16 protein-coding genes are annotated in these 15165 nt (G+C 72.0%); 8 read left to right on the top strand and 8 right to left on the bottom strand.

Features of this window, described 5'->3' with window-relative positions:
* Positions 1-359: 359 nt before the first annotated feature.
* Together ACU436_RS35050 and ACU436_RS35045 are read right to left on the bottom strand one after the other, a co-directional pair.
* Positions 360-1547 (bottom strand): DUF1501 domain-containing protein, encoded by a 1188-nt coding sequence (locus ACU436_RS35050; RefSeq protein ID WP_459031369.1) that lies wholly within the window; start codon positions 1545-1547, stop codon positions 360-362.
* 12 nt (positions 1548-1559) lie between these two features.
* Positions 1560-2897 (bottom strand): DUF1800 domain-containing protein, encoded by a 1338-nt coding sequence (locus ACU436_RS35045; RefSeq protein WP_459031368.1) that lies wholly within the window; start codon positions 2895-2897, stop codon positions 1560-1562.
* Positions 2898-2917: 20 nt separating this feature from the next.
* Here ACU436_RS35045 and ACU436_RS35040 point away from each other — a divergent pair, with 20 nt between their 5' ends.
* Entirely contained in the window at positions 2918-3202 is a 285-nt protein-coding gene (locus ACU436_RS35040; RefSeq protein WP_459031367.1) for an SAM-dependent methyltransferase, read from the top strand.
* Positions 3203-3301: 99 nt separating this feature from the next.
* On the opposite strand, the gene ACU436_RS35035 is transcribed toward ACU436_RS35040, so the two are convergent.
* Positions 3302-4474: an epoxide hydrolase family protein gene (locus ACU436_RS35035; RefSeq protein ID WP_459031376.1), complete on the bottom strand. Its 1173-nt coding sequence runs from the start codon at positions 4472-4474 to the stop codon at positions 3302-3304.
* Positions 4475-4608: 134 nt separating this feature from the next.
* Between ACU436_RS35035 and ACU436_RS35030 the strand changes: the two genes are divergently transcribed.
* Positions 4609-5196, top strand: a complete 588-nt coding sequence (locus ACU436_RS35030; protein ID WP_459031366.1) for a CGNR zinc finger domain-containing protein — start codon at positions 4609-4611, stop codon at positions 5194-5196.
* Here the strand turns inward: ACU436_RS35030 and ACU436_RS35025 are convergent.
* Positions 5193-5549 (bottom strand): response regulator, encoded by a 357-nt coding sequence (locus ACU436_RS35025; RefSeq protein WP_459031365.1) that lies wholly within the window; start codon positions 5547-5549, stop codon positions 5193-5195. The two genes, ACU436_RS35030 and ACU436_RS35025, sit on opposite strands and share 4 nt — an antisense overlap.
* Before the next feature lie 239 nt (positions 5550-5788).
* On the opposite strand from ACU436_RS35025, the gene ACU436_RS35020 reads away from it, so the two are divergent.
* From ACU436_RS35020 to ACU436_RS35010, 3 genes are read left to right on the top strand one after another with little or no spacing between them, the layout of a single operon-like run.
* Positions 5789-7588, top strand: coding sequence for a glycoside hydrolase family 15 protein (locus ACU436_RS35020; protein ID WP_459031364.1), 1800 nt, complete (start codon positions 5789-5791; stop codon positions 7586-7588).
* Positions 7588-8655: a glucose 1-dehydrogenase gene (locus ACU436_RS35015; protein ID WP_459031363.1), complete on the top strand. Its 1068-nt coding sequence runs from the start codon at positions 7588-7590 to the stop codon at positions 8653-8655. The genes ACU436_RS35020 and ACU436_RS35015 overlap by 1 nt, the downstream gene beginning before the upstream one ends.
* 55 nt (positions 8656-8710) lie before the next feature.
* The gene (locus ACU436_RS35010; protein WP_459031361.1) at positions 8711-8896 is read left to right on the top strand and encodes a DUF1707 SHOCT-like domain-containing protein; all 186 of its coding nucleotides are present in this window, start codon (positions 8711-8713) and stop codon (positions 8894-8896) included.
* On the opposite strand, the gene ACU436_RS35005 is transcribed toward ACU436_RS35010, so the two are convergent.
* The gene (locus ACU436_RS35005; protein ID WP_459031360.1) at positions 8865-9665 is read right to left on the bottom strand and encodes a slipin family protein; all 801 of its coding nucleotides are present in this window, start codon (positions 9663-9665) and stop codon (positions 8865-8867) included. The two genes, ACU436_RS35010 and ACU436_RS35005, sit on opposite strands and share 32 nt — an antisense overlap.
* A gap of 151 nt (positions 9666-9816) precedes the next feature.
* Between ACU436_RS35005 and ACU436_RS35000 the strand changes: the two genes are divergently transcribed.
* The gene (locus tag ACU436_RS35000; protein WP_459031359.1) at positions 9817-10275 is read left to right on the top strand and encodes a hypothetical protein; all 459 of its coding nucleotides are present in this window, start codon (positions 9817-9819) and stop codon (positions 10273-10275) included.
* Positions 10276-10281: 6 nt separating this feature from the next.
* Here ACU436_RS35000 and rox read toward each other — a convergent pair whose 3' ends face one another.
* The 3 genes from rox to ACU436_RS34985 all read right to left on the bottom strand — a co-directional run bounded on the left by rox (position 10282) and on the right by ACU436_RS34985 (position 12347).
* Positions 10282-11703, bottom strand: coding sequence for a rifampin monooxygenase (gene rox / locus ACU436_RS34995; protein WP_459031358.1), 1422 nt, complete (start codon positions 11701-11703; stop codon positions 10282-10284).
* Between the two features lie 136 nt (positions 11704-11839).
* Positions 11840-11962, bottom strand: a complete 123-nt coding sequence (locus tag ACU436_RS34990; protein ID WP_459031357.1) for a hypothetical protein — start codon at positions 11960-11962, stop codon at positions 11840-11842.
* Between the two features lie 43 nt (positions 11963-12005).
* The gene (locus tag ACU436_RS34985; protein ID WP_459031356.1) at positions 12006-12347 is read right to left on the bottom strand and encodes a nuclear transport factor 2 family protein; all 342 of its coding nucleotides are present in this window, start codon (positions 12345-12347) and stop codon (positions 12006-12008) included.
* A gap of 160 nt (positions 12348-12507) precedes the next feature.
* Here ACU436_RS34985 and phnA point away from each other — a divergent pair, with 160 nt between their 5' ends.
* Both phnA and ACU436_RS34975 read left to right on the top strand, forming a co-directional pair.
* Positions 12508-13848 carry a phosphonoacetate hydrolase gene (gene phnA, locus ACU436_RS34980; RefSeq protein ID WP_459031355.1) on the top strand — a complete coding sequence of 447 codons (1341 nt, stop codon included), beginning with the start codon at positions 12508-12510 and terminating at the stop codon, positions 13846-13848.
* A 27-nt stretch (positions 13849-13875) separates the two neighbouring features.
* Complete coding sequence (locus tag ACU436_RS34975) at positions 13876-15165, top strand: MFS transporter (protein ID WP_459031354.1); 1290 nt, start codon at positions 13876-13878, stop codon at positions 15163-15165.

Here is a 15165-nt window from a genome sequence, read left to right as displayed (position 1 = left end):
GGGTCGCGTTTGGCTTCGCTCGGCCCGAAGCACTCATCGCACTAGCCATGCTCGCCCTCGGCGGCCTCTGCCCGCCCCTGCCCGGACGCGCAACGTGATCCACACATCGGACAGGAGAGCCCCGTAGTGCTGTTCTGGGGGCCTCCCTGACAGCACTATGGAGCCATACCGCTGTGGGCGGCCCGCGGGGCGCTGAGCAGGATCCCGCGACGATCAACCCATCATGATCGGGCCGACATCCGCCACAACGCCCACCCAAGGGCAGCCACGCCCAGGTGATCATGGAGAAGCCGCCTCCGGCAGGGCCTTCGGGCGCCAGCCACCGACCAGCAACATGATCACGATCTGCCGCCGCAGTATCAGGCGAACAACGGCAGTTCTGCACGTCCCTCACCCAGCACCGGCTCGGGGTCCGCGTTCAGCACCCGGGTCAGCAGGGTGGCGTATACGTCGCGGAAGTCCGTCGTCGCCTTCAGGTCGCCGTCGTCGAGGTCGGTCAGGCTGGGCTGCTCGCCGACGAACCCGCCGCGCACCCCGCTGCCGGCGACCAGCACCGGGCCCGCGGTGCCGTGGTCGGTTCCCTCGTTGGCGTTCGCCGCCACCCGCCGCCCGAACTCGGAGTAGGCCATCAGCACCACCTGCCGTCCGCGGTCCGAACCGGTCATCCGGGTCAGGAACCCCGACACCGCCGCGTCCACCTCGGACAGCAGGCCCTGCTGGGTGCCGCGCTCGTCGGCGTGCGTGTCGAACCCGCCGAGGCTGACCGAGTACACGCGGCTCGGGGCGCCCAGCTCGATGCAGCGGGCCACGACGTCGAGCTGCGCGGCGAGCGGACCACCGCCGGTGCCGCCGTCATCGACCGCGGCGCCGAACGTGTCCACCGTCCGGTGCAGGTCGGCGATCGAGCGCGCCGCCGTGGCCTGCTGGGCGGCCTCGCCGGGCGCACCCGCGCCCATCGCCGCGAACGCCGTGCCGAGCGCGCCGCGCGGCAGGGCCAGCCCGCGCAGCGGGAGCGCGGCACCGGTCGTGGTCGCCCCCGCCAGCAGCGGCGGCAACACCGGCTCCAAGGAGATCGCGGCGAGCGGGTCCCCGCCGTTCGCGTCCAGCCAGCGCCCGATCCACCCGGTCGACGTGGGGTGGACCGGATCCGCCGTCTGCCAGATGTCCATCGAACGGAAGTGGCTGTGGTCGGGCTTCGGGTAGCTCGCTCCGCGCACGATCGCGAGCGTGCCGGCGTCCCACTGCTGCTTGAGCCCGGTCATGCCCGGGTTGAGGCCCAGCCCCTCCCCCAGGTCGAGCACCTCGCCCTCGTCGTAGGCGAGATCGGGCCGGGCCGAGTGGTAGGCCGGGTCGGCCGCCGGCACGACCGTGTTGAGACCGTCGTTGCCGCCGTACAGCGTGACGAGCACGAGAACCGGGGCGCCCGGCGGGAGCGGGTCGGTGCGGGTGCGGTCGGCGAGCTGCATCCAACCGGCGGTGGTCGCGGCGGCGGCGGCCGTCGCCATGCTGCTGTAGGCGAGGAACCTGCGCCGGGTGAGGGTGTTCACGGAGCCTCCGGTTCAGGCGCTGACGGTGTTCTCGGGGCACGAGAGGGCGGCCGCGACCAGGTCGGGCGGATGCCCGGCGAGCGGGGCCAGCGCGTCCGCGGTGCGCGCCGTGAACCCGGGCAGCCCGAGCAGCGCGGCGGTGGCCTCGACCCGCCCGGGCGCCGGCACGTCGGCCACCGGGGACAGGTCCGCGACCCCCGTCAACGCCCGCGCGGTCCGGACCCGCGCCAGCGCCGCGGCCGTCGACAGCCAGGGCAGCCCGGCCGGCCAGCCGCCGACGCTCGGCGGGAAGAACGGGGTCTGGCCGAGGTCGCGCAAGCCTCCGGCGAGTGCGGCGGGTTTGACCCGCGAGGCGGGCAGGCGGAGCGCACGCAGCGCCCCGACCAGCCACTCCACCGGCTGGCGGACCAGCACCGAGGACGCGGACCGGAACGCCGGGGACGTCACCGCGGCGCGTACCAGGGCCGTGATGTCGTGGGCCGGGCCGTACGCCGCGACCAGCGCGTCCAGGGTCGCCGGGTCCGGCGGCGTGTCGGAGACGAACCGGCGCCAGACCCGCCCGGCCAGGAAGCGCGGGGAGGCGGGCTGGGTGACCAGCAGGTCCGCGAGTCCGGCTGCGTCGTAGTTGGCGGTGGCGCCCAGCACGGTCTTCGGCTCGGCGTCGTGGGCGGCCGGGTCCAGGCGGGCGGTGCCGGTCGGGAGGTCGATCCGCCATCCGGTCAGCGCCCGGGCCGCCTGCCGCACATCGTCCTCGAGGTAGTTGCCGACGCCGAGGGTGAACAACTCCATGAACTCGCGGGCCAGGTTCTCGTTCGGCCTGCCGACCCGGTTCCCGCGGCCGTCCAGCCAGACCAGCATCGCCGGGTCGACGATCATCGCCTGGGCGAGCGCGCGGAAGTCGCCGCGGCCGAGCCGCCGCAGCGTCTCGTTCTGGGCCGACATCAGCTGCGGGTGGCGCACCTTCCGCGCGCTGGTGGCGAAGTGCCCGTGCCAGAACCACGCCATCCGCTCGGGGAACGGCTCGTCCGCCGCGGCCATCCGGTCCAGCCACCACACCCCGAGCCGGCGCGACTGCGCCATCGCCTCCCGCCGCTGCTCCTTGCGGGCGCCGGGGTCGTTCTTCCGGGCCCGCCGTTCGGGCGGCGGGAGGACGGGCGGCGGGGTCATGGCCGCGCCGGCGTCGCGCCCGGGGACGGTCAGCAGCCCGGCGAGCGTCGCGTCGAACCCGGCCGCCCGCGCCGCGTCCAGCTCGTCGCGGCGCGGGCCCAGGCCCACCCGCTGCAGCAGGCGCCGCACGGCCTCCCCCTCCTCCGGGACCGTGTGGTCGCCCACTGCCTGCGAGATGCGCACGCCACCACGGTGACCGGCGGATGTTCGAGGAACGTCAGGGCGCCTTCAGGGGTGGGCAAGGGTTCCGCATCGCCGCAGTGGTCGAGGCCATCCCGGTGGCCGCCGAACAGCTGCAGAACCTGGAGCGGGAGTACGGCAGCACGTCCAACCCCGCGTACCTGCGTACGCGCACCGAGTTCTCCGACCTGTTCGACGGCCTGGAGCTCGTCGAACCGGGCGTGGTGTACGCATCCGACTGGCGGAACATCGAGCCGGGCGACCCCGCACGACCCTGCATCTACGGCGCTGTCGGGCGGAAGCCCTGATGGAAGCGGCGAACCAGGACTTCGGGGGGAGCAGTTGAAAGAGAGGAAGACGGCGAGTTCGCCGCCACGTGACCGTGCCGGGACCGGGACCGGCCCCGTTCACCGATTGGCGGCCAGCACTGCCGCGAGGCCGTCTTGCAGGTCCTTGACGAAGTACTCGGGAACCTCGAGCGACGGGAAATGCCCCCCGGACTCAGGCGACCTCCACCGGACGATCTGCCGGTACCGCTCCTGCGCCCAGGGACGCGGATACCTCTCGATGTCGCGGGGATACATGGTGATTGCCGACGGGACATCGACGCGAAGTTCGGGGTCGAGCGAGGCGTGGCTCTCGTAGTAGATGCGGGCCGACGATGCGCCGGACCGCGTCAGCCAGTACAGGGTGACGTCGTCGAGAACGCGGTCCCTGGAAATCGTCTCGAACGGGCTGTCCTCGGTATCCGTCCACTCGGCGAACTTGTCGAGGATCCAGGCGAGCAGCCCGACCGGTGAGTCGACGAGCGAGTAGCCGATGGTCTGCGGTCGGGTCGCCTGCTGCTTCGCGTACGCCGCGCGGCGGTGCCAGAAGTCGTGGGTCTCCTCGGCCCACCTGCGCTCGGTGGCCGTCAGCCCGTCCGTCGTCGACCCGGGCAGGCCCTCCGCGAACGTCGTGTGGATGCCGAGAACGTGCTCCGGGAACCTGCCGGCGAGGACCGTGGTGATGTTGCCTCCCCAGTCGCCGCCGTGGGCCACGAACTTCCCGTAGCCGAGCCTCCCCATCAGTTCCACCCAGGCGGCCGCGATCTTCTCCGTTCCCCACCCGGTGGTGGCCGGTTTGTCGCTGTAGCCGAAACCCGGCAACGACGGGACCACGACGTGGAACGCCGGCGTGCCCGGGTCTTTCGGATCCGCCAGCTCGTCCACCACGTCGATGAACTCGGCGATGCTGCCCGGCCAGCCGTGCGTCAAGATCAGCGGAGCGGCGTCCGAGCGCGCGGACCGGCGGTGCAGGAAGTGGATTCCCAGCTCGTCGATGATCGTTCGGAACTGGCCGATCTCGTTGAGGCGCGTTTCGAACGACCGCCAGTCGTACCCGGTGCGCCAGTAGTTCACGACGTCCACGAGGTCGGCAAGGGGAACGCCCTGTTCCCATCGGCGAGGGTCGGGCCCGGCGCGGTAGACCGTCTCGGCTTCCGGCAGCCGCGCTGCGGCCAGTCGCGCGCGCAGGTCGTCGAGGTCGGTGTCGGTCGCGTGGGCTTCGAATGCCTGCACGTCGCTGGTTCGACGGTTCATGAGATGCCCCCTCCGGGGTGATCGGTGACGCACCGGCGTGTGGTCATCGCTGGGACCGACTCGAGACCAGCCAGAACCAGCTAAGACGGTTCTACATGGCTCGACGTCGGGGTGCAACCAGCTATGGTGGTTCCATGAGTGCTCGGTTTCCCGACTTCCGCCTCGGCAAGGTGCTGGCGACCAGCTTCACGGGGACCCTGAGCGAGCGTCACGGCGACGCCGTGGAGCGCATCCCCACGCCGAACCGGCTCGTCGACTGGCTGGCGGTGAGCGGCCTCGCCGTGGAGTCCTGCACCGACACCCAACTCGAACGCGCCCGGGAGCTGAGGGAGTCGATTCACGCCGCTGCGACAGCGGCCGCGCGCCGAGACCCCCTCCCCCTGGCTGCCGTCCAGGTCATCAACGACTTCAGCACCCTGGGGCGGGCCGCGGCCATCTTGACACCCGAGGGCAATCGGCAATGGCGGCTCGGCTCGACGTCCTCCATGGAGGATGCCCTGAGCGTCATCGCCGCCGACGCGATCAGCGTCATCGCAGGTGAACGCGACGGAAGACTCGCCCTGTGCGCATCACCAACGTGCCAGGCCGCCTTCTTCGACACCAGTCGGAGTCGCACCCGCAGATGGTGCGAGATGAACACCTGCGGGAATCGCGAGAAGAAGGCGCGCTTCAATGCCAACAGTCGCAAGAGCCCGGGCGAGGGCGGTTCGCGGCACGCCTAGCGCACCACCTCGCGGACCGCCCGCGCGGAGAGCAGGTCCTTCGGCAGGAAGCCCGCTGCGGGGCTCGCCGCGATCATCTCTGCGTAGTCCTCGTGGTCACCCGTCGAGATCAGGACCACGCGGGAGCCGAGCTGCGGGAAGTGCGCGACGAGGCGTCGGGTGAGCTCGAAGCCGCTCTCGCTGCCAAGGTTGACGTCGACGAGCACGATGTCCGGTTGCAGGTCCTCCGCCATCTCCAACGCCTCGTGCTGGCTGGTCGCCGTGCCCACCACGTCCAGCCCGTCCCGGGTGAGCCGGGCCCGGGCGGCCGCGAGGAACTGCGCGTGGTCGTCGACGATCAGGCACCGCTCCATACGCCCTCCCCCGTGCCGTCGAGCAGGCGGCCACCCACTTTCGATGCGCGACGCGCCGGCGCGCAACCGACGATCTCCTGACGTTTCGCGGTAGCACCCGCGGGTCGTGTCGCCACGGCGTCGAGGGGTACGCAAGGTTCGGGCAGGAGACGCCGCAGTGACGACCAGTTCGGGAGGCCTTCCGATGTCGCGTGCCGACTTTCGACACGAGCCCGCCCAGCGACCGCGGGCCTGACGGGATGACCCGGATCGAGGATTACGGCCTGCTGGGCGACCTGCACACGGCGGCGCTGGTGGGCCGCAACGGATCGATCGACTGGCTCTGCCTGCCGCGGTTCGACTCGCCGGCGTGCTTCGCCGCGCTGCTCGGGGACGAGAGCAACGGGTTCTGGCGCCTCGCCCCGGCCGGCGGTGAGGCGTGCACGCGTCGCCGCTACCGGGGCGACTCGCTGGTGCTGGAGACGGAATGGGACACGCCGGACGGGTCGGTGCGGGTCGTGGACGCCATGCCCCCGCGGGGGGAGGCCGCCGACGTCGTACGGGTCGTGGAAGGGGTCAGCGGGCGGGTGCCGATGCGGATGGCGCTGCGGCTGCGGTTCGACTACGGCCGGATCGTGCCGTGGGTTCGCCACCACAGCGGCGAGCTGGCCGCGGTGGCCGGCCCCGACGCGGCCTGGCTGCACACCCCCGCCCCGCTGCGCAGCGAGGACATGACCGCCTACTCCGAGTTCACGGTGGCGGCCGGGCAGCGGGTTCCGTTCGTCCTGACCTACCGGCCCTCCTACGAACCCAGGCCGCGCCCGGCCGATCCGGAAGCCGCGCTCGCCGACACCGAGCGGTTCTGGGCGTCCTGGATGCGCCACTTCCACTACGAGGGCGAGTGGGAGGAGGCGGTGCGCCGCTCCCTGGTCGTGCTCAAGGCGCTGACCTGCGCCGCGACCGGCGGGATCGTCGCCGCGGCCACCACCTCGCTACCCGAGCAGCTGGGCGGGCCGCGGAACTGGGACTACCGGTACTGCTGGCTGCGCGACGCCACCTTCACGCTGCAGGCGTTGCTGGGAACCGGGTTCGTCGCCGAAGCCAAGGCGTGGCGCGAGTGGCTGCTGCGGGCGGTGGCCGGCGACCCCGCCGACCTGCAGATCATGTACGGGATCGACGGCACCCGGCGGCTGCCCGAGTACACCCTCGACTGGCTCGGCGGCTACGAGGGCTCCAGCCCGGTCCGGGTGGGCAACGCCGCGTCGGGGCAGTTCCAGCTCGACGTCTGGGGTGAGGTCCTCGACGGGCTGCACCTGGGTCGGGAGGCGGGCATCGAGGCGGACGAACCGGCGTGGGACCTGCAGAAGGCCTTGCTGGAGTTCCTCGAGGGCCACTGGGACGACCCGGACAACGGGCTCTGGGAGGTACGCGGCGACCGGCAGCACTTCGTGCACTCCAAGGTCATGGCCTGGGCCGGGCTGGACCGAGCGGTACAAGCCGTCGAGCGGTCCGGCCTGGACGGCCCGGTCGCGCGGTGGCGCGCCACCCGGGACCGGATCCACGCCGACGTGTGCGAGCGCGGCTACGACGCCGACCGGGCCACGTTCACGCAGTTCTACGGCTCGTCCGGCCTGGACGCGGCGTTGCTGCTGATCCCGCGGGTCGGGTTCCTGCCCTGGCACGACCCCCGGGTCGCCGGCACCGTCGACGCCGTGCAGCGGGAGCTGAGCGCCGACGGGTTCCTGCTGCGCTACCACACACAGGCCGACCCGAGCGGCGGCGGCCATGGGGTGGACGGGCTGCCCGGCGGCGAGGGCGCCTTCATCGTCTGCACGTTCTGGCTGGCCGACGCCCTGTTCGGCATCGGACGCGAACGTGAGGGGCGGGAGCTGTTCGAGCGGCTGCTCGGGCTGCGCAACGACCTCGGCCTGCTCAGCGAGGAGTACGACCCCGCCGGCGGGCGGCACCTCGGCAACACGCCACAGGCGTTCAGCCACGTCGGGCTGGTCAACGCCGCCCGGCACCTGTCCGGCACGAGTTCTCGTGGAGGTGAGCGCTGATGCGCGCCCTGACCGTGGTCCCGCTGCAAGCCGGCTCCTTGGCGGTCGCGGATATGCCGGACCCGCGTCCCGGGGAGGGAGAGCTGCTCGTCGACGGCATCGCCGTGGGGGTGTGCGGCACGGACCGGGAGATCGCAGGCGGTGAGTACGGGTGGGCGCCGCCCGGGCGGGACCGGCTGATCATCGGCCACGAGTCGCTGGGCCGGGTCCGCGAGGCACCGGCGGGCAGCGGCTTCGGCGCGGGCGACCTCGTCGTCGGCGTGGTACGCCGCCCCGACCCGGTCCCCTGCGGCGCGTGCGCGCACGGGCAGTTCGACATGTGCCGCAACGGCCGCTACACCGAGCGCGGCATCAAGGAACGCGACGGCTACGCGAGCCGGAGCTGGGTCGTCGAGACCGACTACGCCGTCCGCCTGGATCCCGGCCTCGCCGACGTCGGCATGCTCCTCGAACCGGCCAGCGTGGTCGCCAAGGCCTGGGACCAGGTCGACAAGATCGGCTCGCGCGCCTGGTTCGAGCCCAGGACCGTGCTGGTCACGGGCGCCGGCCCGATCGGGCTGCTGGCCGCCCTGCTCGGCGCGCAACGCGGTCTGGAGGTGCACGTGCTGGACCGGGTCACCGCAGGGCCCAAGCCCGCCCTCGTGCGCGACCTCGGCGCCACCTATCACTCGGACGACATCGGACAGGTCGCCGGCGCCCTGCGTCCCGACGTCGTCATCGAGGCCACCGGCGCGGCGCCCCTGGTCTTCGGCGCCATGGCCAACACCGCGCCGTACGGCATCGTCTGCCTCACCGGTGTCTCCTCCGCGGGGCGCCGGCTCCCGGTCGACGCCGGCGCGCTCAACCGCGACATCGTCCTCGAGAACGACGTCGTCATCGGCTCGGTCAACGCCAACCCCGACCACTACGCGACCGCGGCGGACGCCCTCGCCAAGGCCGACGGCAACTGGTTGGCCCGCCTCGTCACCCGCCGGGTCCCCCTGGAGTCGTTCGCCGACGCGTTCACCGCCCAGCCCGACGACGTCAAGGTCGTCATCACCCTCGACGCCGACGCGGCCGAGCACTGACCCGCGACGGCCCGGCCCGCCTTACCCTGGGATCCATCGAGAGGATGGAGCCGCGGTGCCACGCGAACACCGAGCGTCCGATGTGGAGCGGCATGCCGTCGTCCGCCGCCTGGAGCGGGCGCTGCGAGACGGGCGGTTGACCCTCGTCGAGTTCGACGAACGGACGCAGGCCGCCTACGCCGCCCGCACCTGCGGCGAGCTCGACGACCTCACCGAGGATCTGCCTCCTGATCTCTGGTGATCGCGGGCGTGCCGGTGGCGTTCTCGAAGAAGCGGAGCAGCTCCACCGGCAGCGGCATCACGAGGGTGCTGTTCTGCTCCGACGTCACGTCGCTGACGGTCTGCAACAACCGCAGCTGCATCGCACCCGGCGTATCGGCCATGACCCGGGCGGCGTCGGCGAGCCGGGCCGAGGCCTGGAACTCGCCGTCGGCGGAGATGACCCGCGCCCGGCGGTCCCGCTCGGCCTCGGCCTGGTGGGCCATCGCACGGCGCATCGTCTCGGGCAGCGCGATGTCCTTGATCTCCACCCGGTCGATCGTGATCCCCCAGTCGTCGGTCGGGGTGTCGATCACCGCCCGCAGCTCGGAGTTGACCTGCTCCCGGTCCGACAGCATCGTGTCCAGGTCGGCGCGGCCGATCACCGAACGCAGCGACGTGCGCGCCACCTGCGAGATCGCCCCCAGGTAGTTCTCCACGTTGACCACCGCCTTCACCGGATCCGTGACCCGGAAGTAGACGACCGCGTCGACGCTGAGGGTCACGTTGTCCCTGGTGATCGCGCCTTGCGGCGGCACGTCCAGCACGATCGTCTGGACCGGCACCTTCACCATCCGGTCGGCCACCGGGATCATCAACCGCAGCCCCGGCTGCCGCACCTCGGGCAGCAACCGCCCGAACCGCAGCACCACACCCCGCTGGTACTGCTGCACCATCCGCACACCGCCGGCCAGCAACAGCGCCACCAGCGCGACGAGCACGATCAGAACCGTCGACACCACAGAGGTCACATCCCTTCTCCGCCCCATGGTTCCGCTCCGTGGCGGCCGGCAGCAACGTCTTCAGCATGTTCACAGGGTCCGTCCCCGACGCTGTGGCCCATGACCAACGGCAAGATCGTTGCGCGCTGACGCCATGACCCACTCGCTACGGACCCGCGGCGTGCCCGCCGTCGTCCTCGTGCGGCGCGGCCTCATCGCGCTGACCGTCATCGGCATCCTCGCCACCGCGTTCGAGCTGGCGGCACAGCGGCACTGGAACGAATGGGAGCAGCTCATCCCGTGGGCCGCCCTGGCGGCCCTCCTGGCCGCGGTGCTGCTGCTGCTCCTCCCGGGACGACGGGGCACGACCGCCGCCCGCGTCCTCGCGGTGCTCGTCCTCGGCGCCTCCGCCTACGGCGTGCTCGAACACCTCCTGGTCAACGTCGGCACCGGTGCGCACGACGCGCGCTACGCCGCCACCTGGGAGTCGTTCTCGCTGCTCCAACGCGGCTGGTACGCCCTCACCAAGACCGTCGGGCCGGCCCCGCCGCTCGCGCCCGGCGTCCTCGGGCAGACCGCCCTGCTGCTCCTCCTCGCCACGATCTGCAGGCCGCAGCGCACCGAGGAGCCGGCGGGATGACCGCGGTCAGGCCGCGCCGAACCACCGGGGCAGCTGGTCGAGCAGCCCCTGCTGATCCTCACCGACCCAGGCGACGTGGCCGTCCGGCCGCAACAGCGCGGCGGGCGCGTCCAGTTCCTCGCTGACGTCGACGACGTGGTCGACCCGGTCCGCCCATCCCGCCACGGAGAGCCGGCCGGTCTGGTCGAGCAGCAGGCCGCGGCCGTCGCGCGTCAGCTCGTAGAGGCGGCCCCGCTTGAGTCCCACGTCCCGCATCCGCCGGCCGAGCAGGTGGTGGCCCTCGCCGAGGTCGTAGCGGACCCCGATCGCGGTGAGCTTCTCGATCAGGTGCCGGTTCACCTGCTCGAAGTCCATCAGTTCCGACAACAGCCGGCGCACCGCCTGCGGACCCGGTTCGGGGGACAGCAGCTCCATCTGCGCGCGGGTGTTGTTCAGCACGTCCGCGGCCACCGGGTGCCGTTCGGCGTGGTAGCTGTCCAGCAGGCCCTCCGGCGCCCAGCCGGCGACCTCGGCGGCGAGCTTCCAGCCGAGGTTGAACGCGTCCTGGATGCCCAGGTTGAGGCCCTGGCCGCCGGTCGGCGGATGGGTGTGGGCCGCGTCGCCGGCCAGCAGCACCCGGCCGACCCGGTAGCGCTCGGCCTGCCGGGTGGCGTCGCCGAAGCGGGAGAGCCAGCGCGGCGAGTGCACGCCGAAGTCGGTGCCGGCGAACACCCGCAGCCGCTGCTTGAACTCCTCGAGGGTCGGCGGCACCGAGCGGTCCTCAGCCACCCCTTCGGCGGGCACGACGACGCGATACACCCCGTCCCCGGAAGTCCCGAGGCCGAACCGCTTGTAGGTCTTGCGGACCTCGGTCACCACGGCGGCCACCTCCTCCGGCGGAACGGCCACCTCCATCTCGCCCAGCAGCGTCTCCACCGTGGAGGGCTCACCGGGGAAGCCGACGCCGAGCAGCTTGCGCACCGTGCTGCGGCCACCGTCGCAGCCGACGAGGTAGCGCGACCGCAGCCGCGTGCCGTCGGCCAGCTCGGCGCTCACCCCGTGCTCGTCCTGGCTCAGCCCGACCAGTGCGCAGCCTCGGCGGATCTCGGCACCCACCTCGACCGCGTGCTCGCCCAGCAGGCGCTCGGTGACGGTCTGCGGGATCCCGAGGACGTACGCGTGCGCGGTGTCCAGATCGGCGGGCTGCGGCTTGGGGATGCCGGCGAAGAAGCCACCGATCGGGTGCTGCCTACCGTGCGCGAGGAACCGTTCCAACAGACCGCGCTGGTCCATCACCTCGACGCTGCGCGCGTGCAGGCCGAGCGCACGGACCTCCTTCGTCGGCGCGGGCAGCTTCTCCACGACGAGTACGCGCACGCCGTGCAGCCGCAGCTCACCGGCCAGCATCAAGCCGGTCGGCCCGGCGCCGGCAATGATCACATCGAACATGAACCACCCGTTCACTGAGTTCGCATTTCACTTTCCGCAGGTGCGGCGCAGATTCTGCGGCACGACCCGGGTCTTGCCGCAAGCCCCCGGGTGCGCTATACGTTGAAGTGGGGAGAGGAATTCCCGCGCCGGGTCCTCACTCCGGCCACGCCGAACCCAGGATGATTCCGGCGAAGTCCGCGCGCTGGAACGACGGGTCGAAGTGGGCGATGACGTCGTCGTTCATGGTGCCGAACGTGGTGTCGGGCCGGTCCTTCATCCCCTGGTAGAAGGTCCGCCACCGGCCGGGCGCGGTGAGCCGTTCAGCCGGTGGGGGCGATCACGAGCCGCGCGATCCGGTCACCGCGGAACTCGAAGGTCATCGGGCCGGTGCCGTTGTAGCCGCCGCCGGTGACCCTCAGCGTTGCGACCACGCGGTGGGGATCGTCGGTCCGCTCGAGGCGGACGAGCTCGAAGTGCGAGCGGACCCCGATGTTGTCCGTGCGGTTCCACGCCGCGACACCGTCGTGCCCCTGGAACACCCGGCCCCAGTCGTCGAGGACGGCGTCGTCGGTGAAGACACCGACGAACGCGTCGGAGTCGCCGCTGTTCGTGGCATCGATGAACGTCCGCAGTGCGACGGGGACGGGTGGGCTCCCGCTCACGGCTGGTTCCTCCTCCGACGGTGGGGACATCCTCCACCCTGCCTGGTCCGGCGCGTTCCCGCGGGCGGGCTATCGCCGCCATAGGCGGAAGCCGGGTTCCTCATCGGCACCTCTCGACGGACCGTTGTGGCGCATCCGGACCCCGGGAGGAGCGCCCACAGTGGAGCCGACATCGTTCGCCGTCAACGGCCGGACCTACGTCATGCCGGCCGCGCCGGTCGTCGTGATCTGCATCGACGGCAGCGAACCCGACTACCACGTGGAGGCGCTGGCGGCGGGCCGCATGCCGTGGCTGCACGGGGTGCTCGGCGGGGAGGGCAGCTCGTGGCCCGCGCACTGCGCCCTTCCCGCGCTGACCAACCCGAACAACCTGTCGATCGCCACCGGCCACCCGCCGGCCGTGCACGGGATCAGCGGCAACTACATCTTCGACGTCGCGAGCGGCGAGGAAGTGCTGATGAACGACAAGCGCTTCCTGCGCGCGCCGACCGTCTTCGCTGGTGCCGCGGAAGCCGGCCTCGACGTGGCCGTCGTGACCGCGAAGGACAAGCTGCGCAGGCTGCTCGGCGCGGGGCTGGTCGAGGACGGCCCCGGCCCGGACGGCAGCGGCGAGTTCGTGCCCCCGGCCGGGCGCGGGATCTGCTTCTCCGCGGAGCGGGCCGACGAGGCCACCGTCGCGACCAACGGGATCGGCGACGTCCTCGACCTCGTCGGCATGCCGCTGCCGTCGGTCTACTCGGCCGACCTGAGCGAGTTCGTGCTCGCCGCGGGCGCGGCGATCCTCGAGGGCAGGCGCCCGCACCTGACGTACCTGTCGCTGACCGACTACATCCAGCACAAGCACGCACCCGGCACCGAGGTCGCGAACGACTTCTACGCGATGATCGACCGCTACGCGGCGCGCCTGGCGGAGCTGGGCGCGGTCGTCCTGCTCACCGCCGACCACGGGATGAGCGCCAAGACCGACCGCGAGGGGCGGGCCCGGGTGCTCTACATCGAGGACGAGCTGCGCACGGTGCTCGGCGACGACACCGAGGGCCTGCGGGTGATCCTGCCGATCACCGACCCCTACACGGTTCACCACGGGGCGCTGGGCTCGTTCGCCACCGTCCACCTCCCCGACGGGGCCGACCGCGCCGCCGTGCTCGAACGGCTCCGGTCGCTGGACGGCGTGGAGATCGCCCTCGACCGGGAGGACGCGAGCGAGCGCTTCGGCCTCCCCGCAGACCGCATCGGCGACCTCGTGGTGCTCGCCGAGGCCGGCACCGCGGTGGGCCGCTACCCGGAGTGGCACGACCTGTCCGGGCTCGACGCGCCGCTGCGCTCGCACGGCGGCCTCGGTGAGCTGCAGGTCCCGTTCGTCGTCAACCGGCGCCTGCCGCGTCCCGACGACCTGGACGAGCCGTACGGCGCCCCCGCCTGCGTGCACAACTACGACGCGTTCTGGGTGGCGACGACGCTCGTCGCCGAGGAGGAGTCCAAGGCCAACGCGGCCGCCTGATCGACCACAAGGACGGGAGGTACGACGATGTCCCTCACCAATCCGCCGGCCCCGGCCGCCACCGCCGTCTCCGAGCGCACCTTCTCGCGGCTGAAGTGGCGCATGCTGCTCGCCGCGATGTTCTGCTACCTGTTCTTCTACACCGGGCGGCAGACCTTCGGCTTCGCCATCCCCGGGATCCAGGAGGACCTGGGGCTCTCCAAGACCACGCTCGGCGCCATCAGCGGCGCGCTCCTGTGGTGCTACGCCGTGGGCCAGATGGTCAACGGCAACCTCGCCGACAAGCTCGGCGGCCGGCGCCTGATGGCGCTCGGCGCGGTGCTGTCCACGATCCTCAACTGGTGCACGAGCTTCGCCGTCGGCACGAAGTCCCTCGCCGTCTTCTGGGGGGCCAACGGCTTCGTGCAGGCGATGGGCTGGCCGTCCGGCGGGCGCGTGATCTCCAACTGGTGGGGCCCGCACGAGCGCGGCAAGAGCTTCGGCTTCTACACCTTCGCCGCCGGCCTGTCGTCGGTGCTGGCGTTCGTGACCTCGACGCTCATCGTCGGCGTCTGGGAGCTCGACTGGCACTGGATCTTCCGGATCCCGGTGCTGCTCATGCTGGTCGGCGGCATCACGTTCTACCTCGTCGCGCGGGAGAACCCGGCCGAGGCGAAGATCACGCCTCCCCCGTCGCACACCGCCGACGCCGAGCCCACCTCCCCGGGCGCCGACCCGAGCCGGTCGCTCGGGCGCTACCGGTCGGTGCTGCGCAACCCGAAGATCTGGTCGACCGGCGTCGCGATCGGTTTCCAGAACGCCGCCCGCTACGGCCTGCTGATCTGGGTGCCGGTCCACTTCCTCGGCGCGGACTGGGAGGACGGGGGCGGTGCGATCGACCCGATCTGGATCTCGGTCGCCCTGCCCGTCGGGATGGCGGTGGGCGCGCTCACCAACGGGCAGCTCTCCGACCGGCTCTTCGGATCCCGTCGCGACCTGCCGATCGCCCTCTTCATGGCCGCGGGCGCCGTCGCCGCCATGACGATGTACCTCGCCGAGCTCGGCACGGCCGCCGGGATCATCGTCCTGTTCCTCACCGGGTTCTTCGTCTACGGCCCCCAGTCCTCGTTCTGGGCGCTGTGCCCCGACCTCGCGGGCAAGCTGATGGCCGGCACCGCCGTCGGCGTCGTCAACTTCTTCGCCTACCTCTTCGCCGGTGCCGCGGAGCCCCTCGTCGGCCGGATCATGGACCAGACGGGCAACACGTCCTTGATCTTCCCCATCGTCGCCGTCTGCTGCGCCTGCAGCGCGCTGACCGCCCTCACCATCCGCCGCTGA

It is taken from the genome of Pseudonocardia wallangbongensis, from assembly GCF_054486945.1.
This window is presented reverse-complemented; position numbering and strand designations above follow the sequence as displayed.